This window comes from Streptomyces decoyicus, assembly GCF_019880305.1.
Classification (GTDB): domain Bacteria; phylum Actinomycetota; class Actinomycetes; order Streptomycetales; family Streptomycetaceae; genus Streptomyces; species Streptomyces decoyicus.
In genome coordinates this window covers 7,008,006-7,025,517 of record NZ_CP082301.1, presented here as the reverse complement: position 1 = coordinate 7,025,517, position 17,512 = coordinate 7,008,006, and the positions used below count along the sequence as shown (strand labels likewise).

The 17,512-nt window shown below is 72.3% G+C and carries 14 protein-coding genes and 1 pseudogene; 11 read left to right on the top strand and 4 right to left on the bottom strand.

The genetic code is table 11. The features are described from left to right. Window positions 1-70: 70 nt before the first annotated feature. Window positions 71-577, top strand: a complete 507-nt coding sequence (locus K7C20_RS30715) for a MarR family winged helix-turn-helix transcriptional regulator (RefSeq protein WP_030086044.1) — start codon at window positions 71-73, stop codon at window positions 575-577. Window positions 578-972: 395 nt separating this feature from the next. Here K7C20_RS30715 and K7C20_RS30710 read toward each other — a convergent pair whose 3' ends face one another. Beyond that, window positions 973-2,148 carry a WD40/YVTN/BNR-like repeat-containing protein gene (locus tag K7C20_RS30710; protein ID WP_078953532.1) on the bottom strand — a complete coding sequence of 392 codons (1,176 nt, stop codon included), beginning with the start codon at window positions 2,146-2,148 and terminating at the stop codon, window positions 973-975. A 593-nt stretch (window positions 2,149-2,741) separates the two neighbouring features. On the opposite strand from K7C20_RS30710, the gene ssgD (K7C20_RS30705) reads away from it, so the two are divergent. Beyond that, window positions 2,742-3,155 carry a spore wall synthesis regulator SsgD gene (gene ssgD, locus K7C20_RS30705; RefSeq protein WP_030084269.1) on the top strand — a complete coding sequence of 138 codons (414 nt, stop codon included), beginning with the start codon at window positions 2,742-2,744 and terminating at the stop codon, window positions 3,153-3,155. A 164-nt stretch (window positions 3,156-3,319) separates the two neighbouring features. Here ssgD (K7C20_RS30705) and K7C20_RS30700 read toward each other — a convergent pair whose 3' ends face one another. After that, on the bottom strand, window positions 3,320-4,147 hold the full coding sequence (locus tag K7C20_RS30700; RefSeq protein WP_078953531.1) for a TetR/AcrR family transcriptional regulator: 828 nt from the start codon (window positions 4,145-4,147) through the stop codon (window positions 3,320-3,322). Between the two features lie 137 nt (window positions 4,148-4,284). Here K7C20_RS30700 and K7C20_RS30695 point away from each other — a divergent pair, with 137 nt between their 5' ends. The 3 genes from K7C20_RS30695 to ssgD (K7C20_RS30685) all read left to right on the top strand — a co-directional run bounded on the left by K7C20_RS30695 (window position 4,285) and on the right by ssgD (K7C20_RS30685) (window position 7,220). Then, a complete protein-coding gene (locus K7C20_RS30695; protein ID WP_030084265.1) occupies window positions 4,285-4,803 on the top strand; it encodes a PH domain-containing protein in 519 nt (172 codons plus the stop codon). Further along, window positions 4,800-6,587 carry a PH domain-containing protein gene (locus tag K7C20_RS30690; protein ID WP_078953530.1) on the top strand — a complete coding sequence of 596 codons (1,788 nt, stop codon included), beginning with the start codon at window positions 4,800-4,802 and terminating at the stop codon, window positions 6,585-6,587. The genes K7C20_RS30695 and K7C20_RS30690 overlap by 4 nt, the downstream gene beginning before the upstream one ends. A 219-nt stretch (window positions 6,588-6,806) precedes the next feature. Next, window positions 6,807-7,220, top strand: coding sequence for a spore wall synthesis regulator SsgD (gene ssgD / locus K7C20_RS30685; RefSeq protein WP_030084259.1), 414 nt, complete (start codon window positions 6,807-6,809; stop codon window positions 7,218-7,220). Window positions 7,221-7,638: 418 nt separating this feature from the next. Here ssgD (K7C20_RS30685) and K7C20_RS30680 read toward each other — a convergent pair whose 3' ends face one another. Further along, the gene (locus K7C20_RS30680; protein WP_030084257.1) at window positions 7,639-8,409 is read right to left on the bottom strand and encodes a polysaccharide deacetylase family protein; all 771 of its coding nucleotides are present in this window, start codon (window positions 8,407-8,409) and stop codon (window positions 7,639-7,641) included. 152 nt (window positions 8,410-8,561) lie between these two features. Here K7C20_RS30680 and K7C20_RS30675 point away from each other — a divergent pair, with 152 nt between their 5' ends. The 4 genes and pseudogenes from K7C20_RS30675 to K7C20_RS30660 all read left to right on the top strand — a co-directional run. Continuing rightward, window positions 8,562-9,269: a response regulator transcription factor gene (locus K7C20_RS30675; RefSeq protein ID WP_030983885.1), complete on the top strand. Its 708-nt coding sequence runs from the start codon at window positions 8,562-8,564 to the stop codon at window positions 9,267-9,269. Next, a complete protein-coding gene (locus K7C20_RS30670; protein ID WP_078953529.1) occupies window positions 9,266-10,888 on the top strand; it encodes an ATP-binding protein in 1,623 nt (540 codons plus the stop codon). The genes K7C20_RS30675 and K7C20_RS30670 overlap by 4 nt, the downstream gene beginning before the upstream one ends. Continuing rightward, a complete protein-coding gene (locus K7C20_RS30665) occupies window positions 10,885-11,571 on the top strand; it encodes a lipoprotein (protein ID WP_030084248.1) in 687 nt (228 codons plus the stop codon). Before K7C20_RS30670 ends, K7C20_RS30665 begins: the two co-directional genes overlap by 4 nt. A 115-nt stretch (window positions 11,572-11,686) precedes the next feature. After that, window positions 11,687-11,785 (top strand): annotated as a pseudogene (locus tag K7C20_RS30660) (DUF1992 domain-containing protein); the annotation flags it as partial. A gap of 110 nt (window positions 11,786-11,895) precedes the next feature. Here the strand turns inward: K7C20_RS30660 and K7C20_RS30655 are convergent. Beyond that, window positions 11,896-13,170 (bottom strand): DUF4185 domain-containing protein, encoded by a 1,275-nt coding sequence (locus K7C20_RS30655; protein ID WP_053210204.1) that lies wholly within the window; start codon window positions 13,168-13,170, stop codon window positions 11,896-11,898. Between the two features lie 220 nt (window positions 13,171-13,390). On the opposite strand from K7C20_RS30655, the gene K7C20_RS30650 reads away from it, so the two are divergent. Together K7C20_RS30650 and scpA are read left to right on the top strand one after the other, a co-directional pair. Continuing rightward, the gene (locus tag K7C20_RS30650) at window positions 13,391-15,274 is read left to right on the top strand and encodes a methylmalonyl-CoA mutase family protein (RefSeq protein WP_053210203.1); all 1,884 of its coding nucleotides are present in this window, start codon (window positions 13,391-13,393) and stop codon (window positions 15,272-15,274) included. Continuing rightward, window positions 15,274-17,505, top strand: a complete 2,232-nt coding sequence (gene scpA / locus K7C20_RS30645; protein ID WP_030084243.1) for a methylmalonyl-CoA mutase — start codon at window positions 15,274-15,276, stop codon at window positions 17,503-17,505. The genes K7C20_RS30650 and scpA overlap by 1 nt, the downstream gene beginning before the upstream one ends. The last annotated feature ends 7 nt before the right edge of the window (window positions 17,506-17,512 follow it).

Here is a 17,512-nt window from a genome sequence, read left to right as displayed (position 1 = left end):
CCGACGCGGGTCAGGCGGCCTGCGGCAGGCACAATTAGGGGCGTACGGCATGGCCGAGAGGAGTGTGCGGGTGACCGAGGACATCGTCGCGGGGGTGCTGCGCCAGTGGCAGCAGGTGCACCCCGGGCTGGACACCGGCCCGATGGCGGTGATCGGGCGGCTCAACCGCTGTTCCGCGCTGCTCCAGCAGGCGGCCGATGCGCCGCTGCGGAAGGCCGGGCTCACCCGTCCCGAGTTCGACATCCTCGGCACCTTGCGCCGGATGGACCGCGAGCTGACCCCCGGGCGGGTGGCCCGCGAGACCTTTGCGTCCGGTGCCGCGGTGACCAAACGCGTACGGCAGCTGGAGGAACGTGGGCTGATCTCCCGCCGCCCCGACGACCGGGACCGCCGCGTCGCGCATCTCTCGCTCACCGACGATGGACGCGAGACCATCGACCAGCTGCTGCCCGAACAGCTGCGGTACGAGGCGGCGCTGCTCGACGGCATCGGCGATCAGCGGCAGGAGGAACTCGCCGAGGCGCTGGGCGAGTTGCTGGTGGTACTGGAGGGACGGCTCGGCAGCCTGATGGAGTGAGGAAGGCGCCCGTGGGTGAGCGGTGACCCCGGTCGGTGTAGTGGGACCACGGCCCCGAACGGGGGGCGAACCCGGCGGGGGCCAACCTGGCCAGGGGGGCCTGGCCAGGGGGGCCTGGCCAGGGGGCGAAGCCGACTAGGGGCGGCGAACCTGGGTGGCGAGCGTTGCCCTGGGGGTGGGGAGGGCGGTTGCGGGGTGGGGCCGCGACGCGCAGCAGGCCGCCGGACGCCCCCGGTCCTCGCCCCTCCGCCCTCCCGGACCGGCCACCCCGGTGCGACCGGCCGGGCCCCTCGCCCGCCGCCACCCCGGACCACCCGCACCCTTCCTCCACCCGCTTCCTTCCTCCCCCCGCCGCCGCGTCGAGTCGGCTCGCCCGTTTCGCGTGAGGCTCGCCGTCACGGCTCCAGTCGTGCGATCCGGCCCCGCTCGCCGGCGGCCCAACAGCCCAGGTCAGGGGCGCAGTCGACGGTGTCGTACGAACCATTGTCGAAGGTGTGCCAGGTGCGGCCGGCGTCGAGCGTCAGATCGCTGCCGGACGGGCCGACCGCCACGGCGAGGCGCCGGGAATGCGGCAGCCAGGCGGCGCCGGAGCGATAGGCCTTCGGGGGTTCGGCGGCCGGTGTCCAGGTGGCGCCGGCGTCGTCGCTGACCGCGGCGGCATGGGGCGAGGGCTGGTCGGGACGGAAATCGCCGCCGACCGCGAGGGCGTGGGTGCGGTCGCGGAAGGCGAGCGCGAAGACGCCACGGGCCGGGTCGCCCGCCGGGACGGGGGTGTCGGTGACCGACCAGGTACGGCCGCGGTCGGCGGTGTGCAGGACGCGGGCGGTGGCGGCCCCGCCGGTCGCGATCCAGGCATCACGGCTGCCCGCCGACACCAGGCACTGGCCGCTGGCGGCGAACGCGGCTTCGCCCTTCTGGGCGGGCGGCATACCGCCCGACGGCAGTACGCGCCAGCTGCGGCCCCCGTCTGCGGTGGACAGGATCCGGTACGTGCCGTCGACGGGATCGCTGAGTGCGATGCCGTGCCGCCGGTCGAAGAACGTCAGGCAGTCGTAGAACGCACGAGGGTCGGTGTTGCGGAAGCTTTCGGTCCAGGTGGCGCCGGCATCGTCGGTGCGGAAGACGCGTGAGGCCTCGCCCTCGCCGATCGCGAGGACGACCGCGCGACGTGCATCAAGCGCTTCGATGTCGCGGAACTCCAGCTCCCCGGCGCCGGGCGGGGAGATGTCCCTCCAGTGCTTGCCGCCGTCGTGGGTGCGCAGCACGGTGCCCGCCGTGCCGGCGACCCAGGCCGTCGTGCGGCTGACGGCCGCCAGACCCCGGAAGCGGGCAGTGCTGCCGCTGTCCTTGAGTCGCCAGCCGGCGTGCGGGGTGACGAGCGATGCCGCCGAAACCGGCTCGCCGGCTGAAGCCGGTGCCGCCGCGTACGAACGCGCCGCCCCGGTTCCGTACGAACGCGCGTACGGGGTTTCCAGCGGATTCCCGTACGTGGTTCCGTGCGCACTCGCGTGCGTGGGCCCGTACGCGTCGGTGGCCGTCGGCCGGGCGGCGGCCGCCGGGCCGGATGCCATCGTGGCGAGCGCCGCCGCACCGGCGGTTACGGCAGCCCAACGTCGGGCTTTCCGCGTGCGCCGTGCCCGCCTCGTGTCCCTGTCCGAGCTCTGCCACAACAAGCGTCCCGTGCGCCGCATTCGCCCCACCCCGCTCTGGTTTTGGGCTGGAAGCTAGCCCAGCCCGCTCGCGCCGTCCAGACCGCCCCGAGCGGTCGACCGCAGCCGACCGCCCCCGCTCGCGGCAGCAGCGCGAGCCACCGGCAGCCGACGGGGCGCGATCATGGCGCACCGCCAACGCACCGCCACCCCACCGCTAACGCACCGCCAACGCACCGCCCCGCGCCGCCGATACGCCATCGACGCACAACCGACGCGCCCACGCACCGACGCGCCCAGGCCGTCAGGCGGGCCCGAAGCGCCTGACGGGCCATCACACCAGCTCCCCGAGAGCCGGTCACCCGCTCCGGGCGCACAGCAAAGAGGGCATATGCATACATCCAAAGGCCCGTGATGGAGGTCACATAGGAATCCAATGCACCTGGCGCGATGACCTACGCGTCCTAGTGGTCAAAGACCCAACGATCCGCACACCGAATGCAAGGGAGCCGGCGATGTCCAGCGTCATCGATCAAGCCGTTCAGGCCCGTCTCATCGCGACCGCTCCCCGGTCGCAGGTGATTCCGGCGAGCCTGCGTTACGACCGCGCCGATCCGTTCGCGGTGCGTTTGGTCTTTCCGCCCGCCGCGTCGCTGGACGGCGCCGAGGTGACGTGGACGTTCGGGCGGGACCTGCTGGAGGAGGGGCTGAGCGAGCCGGCCGGAGCGGGCGATGTGCAGATCTGGCCGTACGACTCCGACGCCGTGGTGGTGGAGTTCCACGCCGTCAGCGGTATGGCGGTGGTGCAGTTCGACGCACAGGAGCTGCGGGCCTTCCTGACCCGGTCCTACCAACTCGTCGCCAAGGGCGACGAGGCAAGACACCTGGACGTCGAGGCCGATCTCGTCGCCCTGTTGCGCGAGGCGTAGGACTCGCCCCCGAAGGCGAAGACGAAGACGAAGGCAGAAGCGAAAGCGAAGGCGAAGGCGAAGATGAGGGCGCCGGCGATGTAGAGGCGCTCCACCGCGGCGGTCGCACATACGAGTTCGGCACACACTCCACTCAAGCCCGCTCCGCCGCCGAAACCGGACGATCACCGGCCGGACGAGGGCGACACCTTCCCTCCCCCGAACGAGGGCGACACCTCCGCCCCTCCGCACGAAGACGACACCTCCGCCCCTCCGGACGAGGGCGACACCTCCGCTCCTCCGGACGAAGACGGGACCTTCCGCCCTCCGGACGAACGCGGCGCTCCGCGCTCTCCGGGCGCAGGTGCCGCACCCACCTCGCAGCCGGGCGGCGTCGGCCCGTCCGCCGCCCGCTCCGCCCCGAAGAGGTTCGCCAGATGCAGATCCAGCAGCCGTAGCGCGGTCTCGGGGTCGTGCACACCCAGCAGGACGTAGGTGGCGAGGCCGTCGGCCATGCTGATCAGCAGCATCGCCTCGTCCTCGGTGGCACGTTCCGGTGGCAGCTCGCCGCGGTCCGCGGCCAGCCGCAGTTGGCCGGCGAAGAAGGCACGGAGCTGAGGGATTCCGTTCTCGGCCTCGGCGCGCAGGGCCGCGTCGTGGACGGCGCGGGCGTAGTAGGCGGCGCCGACCAGCAATCCGATGCGGCTCCTGTCGTCCAGCGGCAGCATGCCCGACAGACAGGCCCGCAGTACCTCACGGGGCGTCGGCTCCTCGGTCAGCGACTCGATGCGTGCACGAATCCGGTCCGCGGCGAGCTGGTTGATGCGCCGGAGGGCGAAGAGGAGCATCTCGTCCTTGGTGCGGAAGTAGTGCTGGAGCCGGCCGAGCGAGATGCCGGCCTCCGCAGCGACATCGCGCAGGCTCGCGCCGTCCAGCCCGCGGGTACTCGCGATCCGCCACAGCGCCTCGGAGATCTCCTGGCGCCTGACTTCGTGGTCCACCTTCTTGGGCACGGATGACCTCCCTCGTACAGTGCGCGGGCCCTCGCGCGTGGTTCCGGCTCGGGAGACCCGGCCCGCTTTTACAAGTCGCTTGTACCGTTATAACGTATCGCCACTCAATACGCTTGACTTGGAAACCGGTGACCCCCATGCCCGAGCCCGCCGCCCCACTGCTGCGCCCGCCCCGCCACCGTGTCGATCCCCGGGCCCGTCGCTGGTGGACGGTCCAGGCACTGCTGACACTCAGCGGTCCGATGCTGCTCACCGCACTGACCATGGCGGTCCTGTCCCTCCTCTTCTTCCCGGGCGCACTGCCGTGGCTGGGCCCGCTCCTGCTGGTCGTGCTCGTGCTGCCGGCCGTGGGCTATCTCGTGGTCATGCCGCGGTGGCGGTACGCGGTGCACGCCTGGGAGCTGGGCGGGCGGGCGGTCTATGCGGCCGGCGGCTGGTTCTGGCAGAAGCGGCGGATCGCACCGCTGACCCGGGTGCAGACGGTGGACACGGTGCGCGGCCCGCTTCAACGGCGGTACGGGCTCGCGACGGTGACCGTCACCACCGCCTCGACGGCGGGCGACATCAAGATCGCGGGGCTGTCCGACGCGGACGCCGAGGAACTGTCCCGGCGGATCGGCGAGGCGGCGCAGGACGTACCGGGTGATGCCGCATGAGCACGCCGCTGGAGCCCGAGACCCCGGGCACGGCCCACGACGCACCCGGACTGGACCGCACCGCACGCGACCCGCATTCCGGCATACCCGGCGCAGGCGGCGACGCGTCCGGCACCCACCCCGGCATACCCGGCGCACGCCCCGACGCGTCCGGCACACCCGGCCCGCACCCCGGCCCGTCGCTCGGGTCCACCTCACCGGGGGCGACCCAGTGGCGGCGGCTGGATCCGCGCACCCTTCTGGTGCACTGCGGCTGGATGGCCGCGCCGCTCGGTTCGCTGGCGCTGACGGCGCTGGCCACCGGAGGCCGGATCACCACCGGAGCCTGGTTCACGCTCGCCGCCATCGCCGCCTCGTTCGCCGTCGTCACCACGATCGGCCTGATCCGCTGGGCCCGTACGGAGTTCCGTGTCGCCCTCCCCCGGAGTGCGGACGGCACGGCAGCGGATGCTCCCGGCGGGGGCCACGGCCGGCCGGCCCTCACCCTCGACGTGCGCAGCGGACTGCTGACCCGGCGGCTGCGCAGTGTGCCGCTGCACCGCATCCGCACCGTCGACCTGACGGCGACCCCGCTGCACCGGCTGCTGGGTGTCACCGTGCTGCGGGCAGGTACGGCGGGCTCGGGGGACGGCCGCAGCGAGCTGTCACTGGAGGCGCTCGCGGTCCCGGAGGCGGAACGGCTGCGTGCGGAACTGCTCGCGTACGCGGATGCCGAGGCGGTCGCGAACGACCCCGTGGTGGCCCATATCAGCTGGCGCTGGCTGCGGTATGCGCCGCTCACCTTCTGGGTCGTCGGCGGGGTGTTCGTGGTGGCCGGCTCGGCCTACCGGGTGCTGGACGGCATCGGCATCGAGGCCTGGAAACTCGGCTTCGTCCAGCGGGCGTTCACCGAATTCGGCGCGAGCGCGCTCTGGCTGACGGTTCCGGCCGCGCTGCTGGTCATCCTCGCCCTCGGCTCGGTCGGCGCCCTCGCCCTGTACGTCGAGAACTGGTGGAACTACTGCCTGGAGTGGACCGACGCGCGCACTCTGCGGGTGCGCCGCGGCCTGTTCACCACCCGCTCGGTCACCATCGAACGGGCCCGGCTGCGCGGAGTGTTGCTGCGCGAACCGCTGCTGCTGCGAGCCGGCGGCGGAGCCCTGGTACGTGCGGTGGCGGGCGGCCTGGGCAACCACGAGGAGAACCGCAAGCGCAGCGGGCTGCTGCCGCCGGCGCCGCGTCCGGAGGCGCTGCGGGTGGCGGGCGGCGCCCTGCGGTCACCCTTTCCGGGCAGCACCTCACCGGCAGCGCTGACACCGCACCCCCGCATCGCCCTTCGCCGGCGCCGGGTGCGCGGGCTGCTGTGGGCGGTGCTGCCCGGCACGGCCGTCCTCGCCGGTCTCGGCGCCGCGTTCACCCCCGTACTGCTGCACTGCGCCTGGATCTACGCGGTGGTCACCACGGCGGTCGTGCTGTGGCTGGCCCGGGACGCGTACCGCAATCTGGGGCACGGCGTGGACGGCCCGTATCTGGTCGCCCGCTCGGGCACCTTCAGCCGTGACACCCTCGCCCTCCAGCGCGAGGCCATCGCGGCCTGGACGTTCTCCACTTCGCCGTTCAGCCGCCGGGCCGGCCTGGTCACGCTCACCGCGGCGGTCGCGGCGGGCGAGGACGGCTATCGCATCCCGGACCTCGCGGCCGCCGAGGCCCCGGGCTTCGCCGCGGCGACGGCCCCGGGGATCCTGGAGGAGTTCCTGATGCACCCCGGGACGCCGGCACACCTGCCGGAACAGCGGCTGCCGTAGCTGCGGGGGAACTCCACGTGACGGACGCGTCCTTGCTGTTGGCCGGCTGACAACCTTTTCTGTGGGGTCGCCCCGCCCACGGCGTGCGGCGGACCGTCGGACAAGCCTGCGGCAACATGAGATACATCACACACATGTCGCGTGCACGACGAGACCGGGCACACCGTCCTACTGGACGAGCCATTGCCCATGACCCGGCAGCCGTGAGGGAGCAGCGCGATGAACCCAGTCATCGACCAAGCCGTCCAGGTCCGCCTCATCGCCACCACCTTCGGCCCGCATGCAGTGCCGGCGGTGCTGCACTATCAGCCCGCCGATCCGCTGGCGGTACGGATGTTCTTCCCACCGGAGATCTCGCTGGACGGCTCCGCCGTGGACTGGGCGTTCGCCCGCGAGCTGCTCGACGAGGGGCTGCGGGCGCCGGCCGGGCGGGGCGATGTGCGGGTGCGGCCGTCCGGGCCGGACCGCACGGTGATGGAGTTCCACGCCGAGGAAGGCATCGCCATGGTCCAGTTGAAGACCGCGGATGTCCGGCTGTTCCTCGCACGCTCGTACGAGGCCGTGCCCGCGGGCAGCGAGCCGGCGCACCTCGGCATGGAGCGCGGCCTCGCGGAGCTGTTCGGCGCGGCGTGAGGCGGAGCGTGAGGCGGAGCCTGAGGCACGGCGGGAGACACGGCGTGAAGCAGGGCGAGGTGTTCACGGCGTAGGGCCGGGGGAAGAGGCCGTCGCCCCCGGGGAGCCGGAGGCGACGGCACGCCCCGGGGGCTGTCCGCTGGGTCGGCGGCAGACAGGCCCCGGGGTGTCCGGCGGTCGGTGAGGCGCACAGCCCTGGCGCCTCCGGCGCGGGCGGACCAGAGGTCGGCCGGACAACTCCCCAGGAGGTTCCGCACAGCCCGCCGAGACCGCACGTCCGCACAGCCCGCCGAGACCGCGAGCCCGCACAGCCCGCAAGCCCGCCGAGACAGCACAGCCCCTCAGAGCCCGCGAAAGCCGGAAAGCCCCGCCACCGCCCCGGGTAAGCAGGCGGACGGCGGGACCTCCCGGTCACCCGTCAGCGCTTCGGGAACCCGAACCCGTAACCCTGCTGCTGCATCCACGGCAGCAGCCGGTCCAGGGCATCGACGGTCCGGGCGCGGTCGCCCCCGCCGTCGTGGAACAGGACCGTCGGCCCGTTGGGGAGTTCGCCGCGCACCGTTGCCTCGATCCCGTCGACGGTGCCGCCCTCGAAGTCCTTGCTGTCGACGTTCCAGCCCAGCGGCCGCATACCGTGATCCGCGGCCAGCTTCCGGCTGTAGGGCGTGAAGGCGCCGCCGGGGGCGCGGTAGTACTCGACCTGTGCGCCGCCCGCCGCGTCCTCGATCATCTTCTGTGCGTCGAGTATCTGCTGCGACTGGTAGCTCTGCGACTGGTGATCCATGCCGGTGTTGTGGCTGATGGTGTGGTCACAGAGCTTGTGCCCGGCGGCCACCACCTTCTTGACCAGGTCCGGGTGCGCCTTGGCCTGCGGGCCGATCATGCAGAAGACGGCTTTGACGTCGTACTTCTTCAGCACGTCGAGCACCTTCGGGGTCCAGACCGGGTCCGGGCCGTCATCGATGGTGATGTTCAGGCTGCGGCCGGGGCGGTCCGAGGCGTGCACGATGGTGGAATCGACCGGTGCGACAGGGGCTGCCCGCTTGGCCTTGGCCCCGACGTCATCCGCCTCGGCCTGGGAACTCGATCCGAAGTTGCCGAAGGCGAGCGTCCCCGCAACCGCGAGTGAGACCACTGCCGCCGCGGCCACCCCGATGATGCCGCTCTCCATGCCGAAGCGCCGTGCCATCCCGATCCCGTCCCTCATACCGTGCTCGTGTGCGTACCGACCGGCGGTGGGTGTGTGTGGCACGCACCGCCTTGCACCACGTGAGATGCAGCGGAGTTCGGGCAGGCTGCTCCTGTTACCGATCCATCATGAAACTTATTGATACTGGACCCATGCCACGTGTACTTCTGATCGAGGACGACGCCGCCGTACGGGACGGAGTGTCCCTGGCCCTACGGCGGCGCGGCCACGAAGTGGCGGCCGCGGCCAGCGGTGAGGAGGGGCTGGAGCTCCTGCCGGGCTTCCGCCCCGACATCGTGCTGCTGGATCTGATGCTCCCCGGCAAGGACGGCTTCGAGGTCTGCCGGCTGATCCGTACGGAACGGCAGCTGCCGATCATCATGCTCACCGCCCGTGGCGAAGACCTGGATGTGGTGCTCGGGCTGGAGGCCGGGGCCGACGACTACATCATCAAGCCGGCCCGCGGTGAGGTCCTCGAAGCACGTATGCGCGCGGTGCTGCGCCGCACGGCGCTGCCCGCCGACGGCACTCCGGCCGCCGCGGAGCCGGGCCCCGCCCCGGTCGAGAGCTACGGCGAACTGGCCATAGACCGCGCCGGTCTGGTCGTCGGCAAGGGCGGCAAGGATCTGGCGCTGGCCCCCTCGGAGATGAAGCTGCTGCTGTTCCTGTCCGCCACTCCCGGGCAGGTCTTCAGCCGCCAGCAGCTGCTGGAGCATGTGTGGGAGCACAGCTACCACGGCGATGCGCGGCTGGTCGACGCCTGTGTCATGCGGCTGCGGACGAAGATAGAGGACACCCCGCGCAGCCCCCGTTACGTCCAGACCGTGCGCGGCTTCGGCTATCGCTTCGGGCCCCTGTGAAGCGCTTCGCCGGCCGGGTGCCGGCCCTGCCCCTTCTGGGGCCGGGGAACCCCCAGCTGCTACGGGGCCTGCGGGCCCGGCTCGTCGTGGGGTTCCTGGTGGTGGCCGCCCTCAGCGCACTGACCACCGCGCTGCTGACCTATCAGGAGGCCCGTAACGCCATACTCCAGCGCTCCCAGGACATCGCCGTCAACGATCTGCGGGCGCAGGTCAATTCGCTGGCGCCGGAACTCCCGGTGCCGCCGTCCCGGGCGGATCTGGACTCCCTGCGGGTCCAGCTGGAGCGCTCCGGAAAGTCCCGGGACTGGGACATTTCGGTACGTTACAGCGGCGTACGGGACACCGACGAAGGCGACCTGCGGGGCAGCGTCGTGGTACCGGCCGGCCTCAAGGAGTCGGTGGAGAAGCGTCATGTGCCGGCCTTCCAGCGCGTGGACCGCAGCGGGGACCCCTGGCTGCTGATCGGGATGCCGGTACGGCAGTCCGACGGCCGGGCCTCCGCGCTGTCCGTCTATGCCCAGCTCCCGCTGAGCGCCGAGGAGTCCAATGTCGAGGCGCTGGTGAGCGCCGCCCAGCGGGGCGCGTTGCCGGTGCTGGTGCTGACCGTGGTCCTGGCGCTGCTCGCCGCGCGCGGTGTGCTGCGGCCCGTACGGGGCCTGCGGCAGGCCGCCGGGCGGATCGCCGAGGGCAAGCTGGACACCCGGCTGGAGGTCAAGGGCGCCGATGAGATCGCGGATCTGTCCCGGACGTTCAACGACATGGCGGCCCGGCTGGAGGAGAGCATGGCCGAGCTGCGCCGCCTGGAGTCCAACTCCCGCCGGTTCGCCGCCGATGTCTCCCACGAGCTGCGGACACCGCTGGCGGCGATGGCCGCGGTCACCGATGTGCTCGACGAGGACGCCGACTCCCTCGACCCCGACACCGCCTCCGCGGTCCGGCTGATCAGCCAGGAGACCGGGAAGCTGGCGCGGATGGTGGAGGATTTGATGGAGGTGTCACGGTTCGACGCGGGCGCCGCGGCGCTCCATCTGGACGAGGTGGACGTCGCCGAGACCATCCGCAAGACCCTTCAGGCCAGGGCCTGGCAGAAGCGGGTGTCGGCGGACCTGCCGGCGAACGTACGGGCCGGGCTCGATCCACGGCGGCTCGATGTGGTCGTCGCCAACCTGGTCGGCAACGCCCTGCACCACGGCGGCGAGCCGGTCCGGGTACGGCTGTACGCGCCGGAGCCGGGCGCGGACCGGCTGCTGATCGAGATCTCCGACAGCGGCCCCGGCATCGACCCCGAGGTCCTGCCGCATGTCTTCGACCGCTTCTACAAGGCGGACTCCGCCCGCGCCCGCTCGGAGGGCAGCGGCCTGGGCCTGGCCATCGCGCTGGAGAACGTACGGCTGCACGGCGGCTCCGTGCGCGCCGCCAACGCCCCCGAGGGCGGCGCGGTGTTCACGGTCGATCTGCCGCTGCGCCACGAGGAGGCGGGCGAGCCGGCGGACGACGGGTGCTCCGGCCCGCCGGACGACGCCTGGGCGGCCGACGACGCAGGGACGGCCGGGGAGCGGACCGCGGACGACGACCGGGGCGGCACCCGCTCCGAAGCCGGGAAAGAGACCCACGCATGAGCGCCATGAACGCCCTGAACGCCCTGCGCGCACCCCGGGCCCGGCGGCGGGTGCTGACCGGCGTGCTCACCGGTGCGCTGGCCGTGGTGCTCACCGGGACCCTGGCCGGTGCGCTGGCCGGCTGCGGTATCGCGCCGACGGATGTCATCGACGCCGGCGAGCCCGCCACCGGCGTGCGGTCACCGGGCCAGCCCGAGGCCGAAGTCCAGCTGTTCTTCTACGGACCGTCCGGTCTGCGCTCCGCGACCCGGCGGGCGAAGACACCGGTCGATCCCGAACAAGCCATCGAGATTCTGATGAAGGGACCGAATCACGCCGAGCGGATGCGCGGCCTGTCCAGCGTGCTGCCGAAGTTCCCCGGCTCGCTGACCGCCGACGCCCGTGCGGGCAGCGTCGAGATCACCCTTCCGATCAACGTCAAGCGGCTGGACTCCGCCTCGCTGAACCAGCTGGTGTGCACCGCGGCCAACGCGCGGGTGCCCGGGAACAGGCCGCCGGGGGAGGTCACCGTGACGCTCGTGGCCGACAGCGACCGTGTCGGACCCATGGTCTGCGGCGGCAACAACGCGTTCCCCATCGTCGAGCCGAGCCCGACCCGCACCAGCCCGACCGCCCCGAACCAGACCGCCACGGGCGGGACCGGCACAGGCCCGACGGGCGTGGCACCGGGCCCGACGGGCTGAACGGCCGCCCCCGCGGGCCCGCCGGCGTTATCGTGAAGACGGGCATCCGCCCACCCCGCACCACGTCTGAAGAGGAACGGCCGACCGGCCCCGGAAACCTCGGGAGACTCACGCGATGACCGAGCGCAAACCCCCCGGCGTCAGCTTCGAGACCTGGATCGACAAACAGATCCGCGAGGCGACGGAGCGCGGCGAATTCGCCCACCTCTCCGGTGGCCGGTAAGTGGCGCCGGGAGCACGGGGGTTGAAGCCCGTAAGCGGTCCGGCCCGGCCCGTCGGCGAGCAGGCCGACCGCGCCACGCCCACCGCACCGCGCCGCCGTCGTCACCGTCCGGCGGGCCCCATCCGTGCGCGCAGGAATCGCGGGCGGTAGAGGTCCACATCACCGTTGACCCGGGGATCGGCCGGGACGCCGGGCGGGCCGAGCCAATTGATGTCGTAGCTGAGTAGAAACTCCCCGTTTGCTGTGAATTCCGGGTGTATCTGGGGGTTGTAGACGACGACATGCTGCGGGTCGGGGGCAGGCGGGCGGGGCGGGGTGAGGCGGCCGTTCGGCCCGTGCCAGGGGCCGTGCGGTGAGCAGGACCAGTAGCTGGTGATCGCCCGCATCCCCGCCGCACCGTCTCCCCCGGTGTCCATGGTGATCAGCACCCAGGCCGGACCGTCGCGCACGACGGTGAAGGTGCTGCCGACGCCGCGCCGGCCGCCGGCCCGCAGCACCGGCCCGGCCCGCCCGGCCTGCCGCCGCCAGTGGGCGCCCTCCCGGAACCGCCAGCTGCCGCGGTCCGCGAGCCGCCCGGCCGGGACCCGCGCGAGAAAGGCGCTGGAGGCCGGTGACGAGGGCGGGTCATCGCTGCCGAAGACGTAGGTCCAGCCGCCGTCGCGGACCACCGCCGCTCCGTAGAGGACGCGTCGGCCCGGATCCGCGACGGAGGCCGGGCCGACGGTCTCCGTGATGCCTTCGAGGCGCAGGGCGGGGAGCGACAGCGTGGCGACCTCGGTGGCGTGCGGTACGCCGAAGATCCACGGTCCGGTTCCGGGAGCGCGGTTCCACAGCAGCACCCGGACGACCTTCTCGTGCGCGCCGGGCGTACGGGGCTCGACGCTCGCGCGGACCGGCCAGCGCCAGCCGCCGCCGGGCGGGTCGGGGAAGAACGGTCCGGGGGCTGCCGCGGTGCCGCCGGTCAGGGTGTGCGCCGGCCGGCCCGAACGGGACATCACCACGGCGGAGTTGTGCCGCAACAGCGGGACGCCACCGGTGTCGGCGGTGCGCCAACGGTGCTTCTGCCCCTGTGGGTCGGGCGGCGGCTGGATCCGGTCGAGGAAGGTGTCGGAGAAGAGCCAGAGGGTGCGGCCGTCGGGCAGGCGCACCGAGTGAGTGCCGTCACCGCCGGTCCAGTCATCCGTACGGGCGTTGTCATCGCCATAACGAGCGAATTCCGCGGTATGCCCGGAATCTACGGACCAGGAGGCGATCCGGCGCCCGGTGCAGTCCGCGACTCGGCCGGAGGGAGCCGCTAGCGGCAGCCCCCACAGGGGCGCGACGGCGAGAAGCAGGGCGGCGACGGCCGCGGCGCGGATCATCGGCCCCTTGGACATGGCGCTCCTCGGTCGGGTGCCGCGCCACCGTACTGAACGCCGCCCAACGACCCGGGGCGGCGCGTCCGGTACGGAAAAAGATGACTCCGCGCCATACGGCCGACCCGTCCCACGTGCCCCTTCCGACGCATAAATATGAAGATCCATGGGAGGTCAACGAGTGCAACGTCACAGCTGGAGCCCCTGCTCCAGCTAACGGTCGTTCGCCTAGCCTGCTGCCATGACCGCCGAGTCCCCCGAACTCCCCCTGGCCGCCGCCTTCCCCGATGCCGATCGAGAGCAGTGGCAGCGCCTCGTTGAAGGCGTGCTGCGCAAATCGGGCGTCACCGAGGCGACGGGCGCCGCCGCCGAGGACGCCCTCGCCACCGATCTGCAGGACGGCATCCGCATCCGCCCGCTCTACACCGCCGAGGACGGCACGGCCGCCCTGGGCCATCCGGGCTTCCCGCCGTTCGTACGGGCCGGCCGGCCCGAGGGCACGTCCGTCGCCGGGTGGGACGTACGCCAGCGCCATGTCCACACCGATCCGCGGCGCGCCAATGAATCGGTGCTGGCCGATCTGGAGAACGGCGTCACCTCGGTCTGGCTGACCGTCGGCGACGGCGGGGTGCCGGTGGAGGGTCTGGAGCAGACGCTCGACGGCGTCTATCTGGACCTGGCCGCGGTGGTACTGGACGCCGGCGCCGATTTCGCGCCCGCCGCCGAGGAGTTGCTGCGGCTGTACACCGCGTCCGGCGCACCGCTGAGCGAGGTGACCGGATGCCTGGGCGCCGACCCCCTCGGCCTGCTGGCCCGTACGGGTGACGACGCCAAGCTGCGCCTTCAGCTGGAGTCGGCCGCCCGGCTGGCCGCACGCTGCACCGCCGAGGCGCCCGGCATCCGGGCGCTGGCCGTCGACGCGCTGCCGTACCACGAGGCGGGCGGCTCGGCCGCCGAGGAGCTGGGCATCTCGCTGGCCACCGGCGTCGCCTATCTGCGGCAGCTGACGGAAGCCGGCCTCGGTATCGACGACGCCTGCCGGCAGCTGGAGTTCCGCTACGCCGCCTCCGCCGACCAGTTCCTGACGATCGCCAAGCTCCGCGCGGCCCGTCGGCTGTGGGCCCGGGTCGCCGAGGTCTGCGGGGCCTCGCCCGCCGCGGCGGCACAGCGCCAGCACGCGGTCACCTCCACGGTCATGATGACCCGTCGGGACCCGTGGGTGAACATGCTGCGCACCACGGTCGCCGGGCTGTCCGCGGGCGTGGGCGGCGCGGATGCGGTGACGGTGCTGCCGTTCGATGCCGCCCTGGGCACGCCCGATGCGTTCGCCCGCCGGATCGCCCGGAACACCCAGTCCGTGCTGCTGGAGGAGTCGCACCTGTCGAAGGTGATCGACCCGGCAGGCGGCTCCTGGTACGTGGAGAGCCTCACCGGCGAGCTGGCCCGTGCGGCCTGGGCCTGGTTCCAGGAGATCGAGGGCGCGGACGGCCAGGCCGCCTCGCTGCGCTCCGGGATGATCGCCGGCCGGCTGGCCCGCACCTGGGAGCGCCGCACCGAAGACCTCGCCCGCCGCCGTGAACCGATCACCGGTGTCAGCGAGTTCCCCCATCTCGCCGAGCCGCCCGTACACCGCGAGCCGGCACCCACGCCGATCGGCGGCGGGCTGCCGCGGGTACGCAGGGACGATGCGTACGAGCGGCTGCGGTCGCGCTCCGATGACCACCTGGCGGCGAACGGGGCCCGCCCGAAGGTCTTTCTGGCCGCGCTGGGCCCGGTGGCGGCCCACACCGCGCGGGTGGCGTTCGCCGCCAACCTGTTCCAGGCGGGCGGCATCGAGACGGTCGCGGAGCCCGCGCCGGTGGATGCGGAGTCGGTGGCCGAGGCGTTCGCCCGCAGTGGCGCGCGGATCGCCTGTCTGTGTTCGAGCGACGCGGTGTACGGCGAGCAGGCGGCGGCCGTGGCGGCCGCGCTGAAGTCGGCGGGGGCGCTGCGGGTGCACCTGGCCGGCAAGCCGGGTGAGCGCCGCGAGGAATTCGTAGCGGCCGGTGTGGACTCCTTTGTCTTCGCGGGCTGCGACGCGGTCGAGGTGCTGTCCTCGGCCCTGGATGTCATGGAGGTGGCGTGATGAACGACACGACACAACAAGCGGGCGCCATCCCGGACTTCAGCACGGTCGAGCTGGGCGCCCCGGTCACGGCGGACGCCGCCGTTGACACCGGGGAGTGGGCCGCGGCCGTGGCACAGTCCACCGGCAAGGGCGTGGCGGACCTGACGTGGGAGACGCCGGAGGGCATCGACGTCAAGCCGCTGTACACCGACGAGGATCTCGACGGTCTGGACTTCCTGGGGACGTATCCGGGGATCACGCCGTATCTGCGCGGCCCGTACCCGACGATGTACGTCAACCAGCCCTGGACGATCCGGCAGTACGCCGGTTTCTCCACCGCCGAGGAGTCCAACGCCTTCTACCGGCGCAATCTCGCGGCCGGCCAGAAGGGCCTGTCGGTCGCCTTCGACCTGCCCACGCACCGCGGCTACGACAGCGACCACCCACGGGTGACCGGCGATGTCGGCATGGCGGGCGTCGCGATCGACTCCATCTACGACATGCGGCAGCTCTTCGAGGGCATCCCGCTGGACAAGATGACCGTGTCGATGACGATGAACGGCGCGGTGCTTCCGGTGCTGGCGCTGTACATCGTGGCCGCCGAGGAACAGGGCGTACCGCCCGAGAAGCTGGCCGGGACCATCCAGAACGACATCCTCAAGGAGTTCATGGTCCGCAACACCTACATCTACCCCCCGCAGCCCTCGATGCGGATCATCTCCGACATCTTCGCGTACACCTCGCAGAAGATGCCGCGCTACAACTCCATCTCGATCTCCGGCTACCACATACAAGAGGCGGGCGCGACGGCCGACCTGGAGCTGGCGTACACCCTCGCGGACGGGGTGGAGTACCTGCGCGCGGGTATGGCGGCGGGCATGGACGTGGACTCCTTCGCGCCGCGGCTGTCGTTCTTCTGGGCGATCGGCATGAACTTCTTCATGGAGGTCGCCAAGCTGCGGGCGGCCCGGCTGCTGTGGGCGCGGCTGGTCCAGCGCTTCGACCCGAAGAACCCCAAGTCCCTCTCCCTGCGCACCCATTCGCAGACCTCCGGCTGGTCGCTGACCGCGCAGGACGTGTTCAACAACGTCACGCGGACCTGTGTGGAGGCGATGGCGGCGACGCAGGGCCACACCCAGTCCCTGCACACGAACGCGCTCGACGAGGCGCTCGCCCTGCCCACCGACTTCTCCGCCCGGATCGCCCGTAACACCCAGCTCTTCCTCCAGCAGGAGTCGGGCACCTGCCGGGTCATCGACCCGTGGGGAGGCAGCGCCTACGTCGAGAAGCTCACCCACGATCTGGCGCAGCGGGCCTGGCAGCACATCGAGGAGGTCGAGGCCGCCGGCGGGATGGCCAAGGCCATCGACGCGGGCATCCCCAAGCTGCGCGTCGAGGAGGCCGCGGCGCGTACCCAGGCGCGGATCGACTCGGGGCGGCAGGCGCTGATCGGCGTCAACAAGTACCGGGTGGAGACCGACGAGGAGATCGAGGTCCTCAAGGTCGACAACACGTCGGTGCGCGCCCAGCAGATCGAGAAGCTCAAGCGGCTGCGGGCCGAGCGCGACGAGGACGCCTGCCGGACGGCGCTGGAGGCGCTGACGGCGGCGGCCAAGTCCGGTCCCGGCGAGGGGCTGGAGGGCAATCTGCTGGCGCTGGCGGTCGACGCGGCCCGTGCCATGGCGACGGTCGGCGAGATCTCGGACGCCCTGGAGTCGGTCTACGGGCGGCACTCCGGCCAGATCCGTACGATCTCCGGTGTGTACCGAGACGAAGCGGGCCCCTCCTCCGGTGTCGAGCGCACCCGGGCGCTGGTGGCCGAGTTCGAGCGCGCCGAGGGCCGCCGGCCGCGCATCCTGGTGGCCAAGATGGGCCAGGACGGCCATGACCGCGGCCAGAAGGTGATCGCCACGGCCTTCGCCGACCTGGGCTTCGACGTCGATGTCGGCCCGCTGTTCCAGACCCCGGCCGAGGTGGCACGCCAGGCGGTGGAGGCGGACGTCCACATCGTCGGGGTGTCCTCGCTGGCGGCCGGGCATCTGACGTTGGTGCCCGCGCTCAAGGAGGCGCTGGCCGCGGAGGAGCGGGAGGACATCACGATCGTGGTGGGCGGGGTGATCCCGCCGCAGGATGTGCAGCCGCTGCGCGACATGGGTGCCGCCGCGGTCTTCCTGCCCGGCACGGTCATCCCCGAGGCCGCCCACGATCTGGTGCGGGACCTGGCATCGGTCCTGGGCCACGAGCTGTGAACGGGTG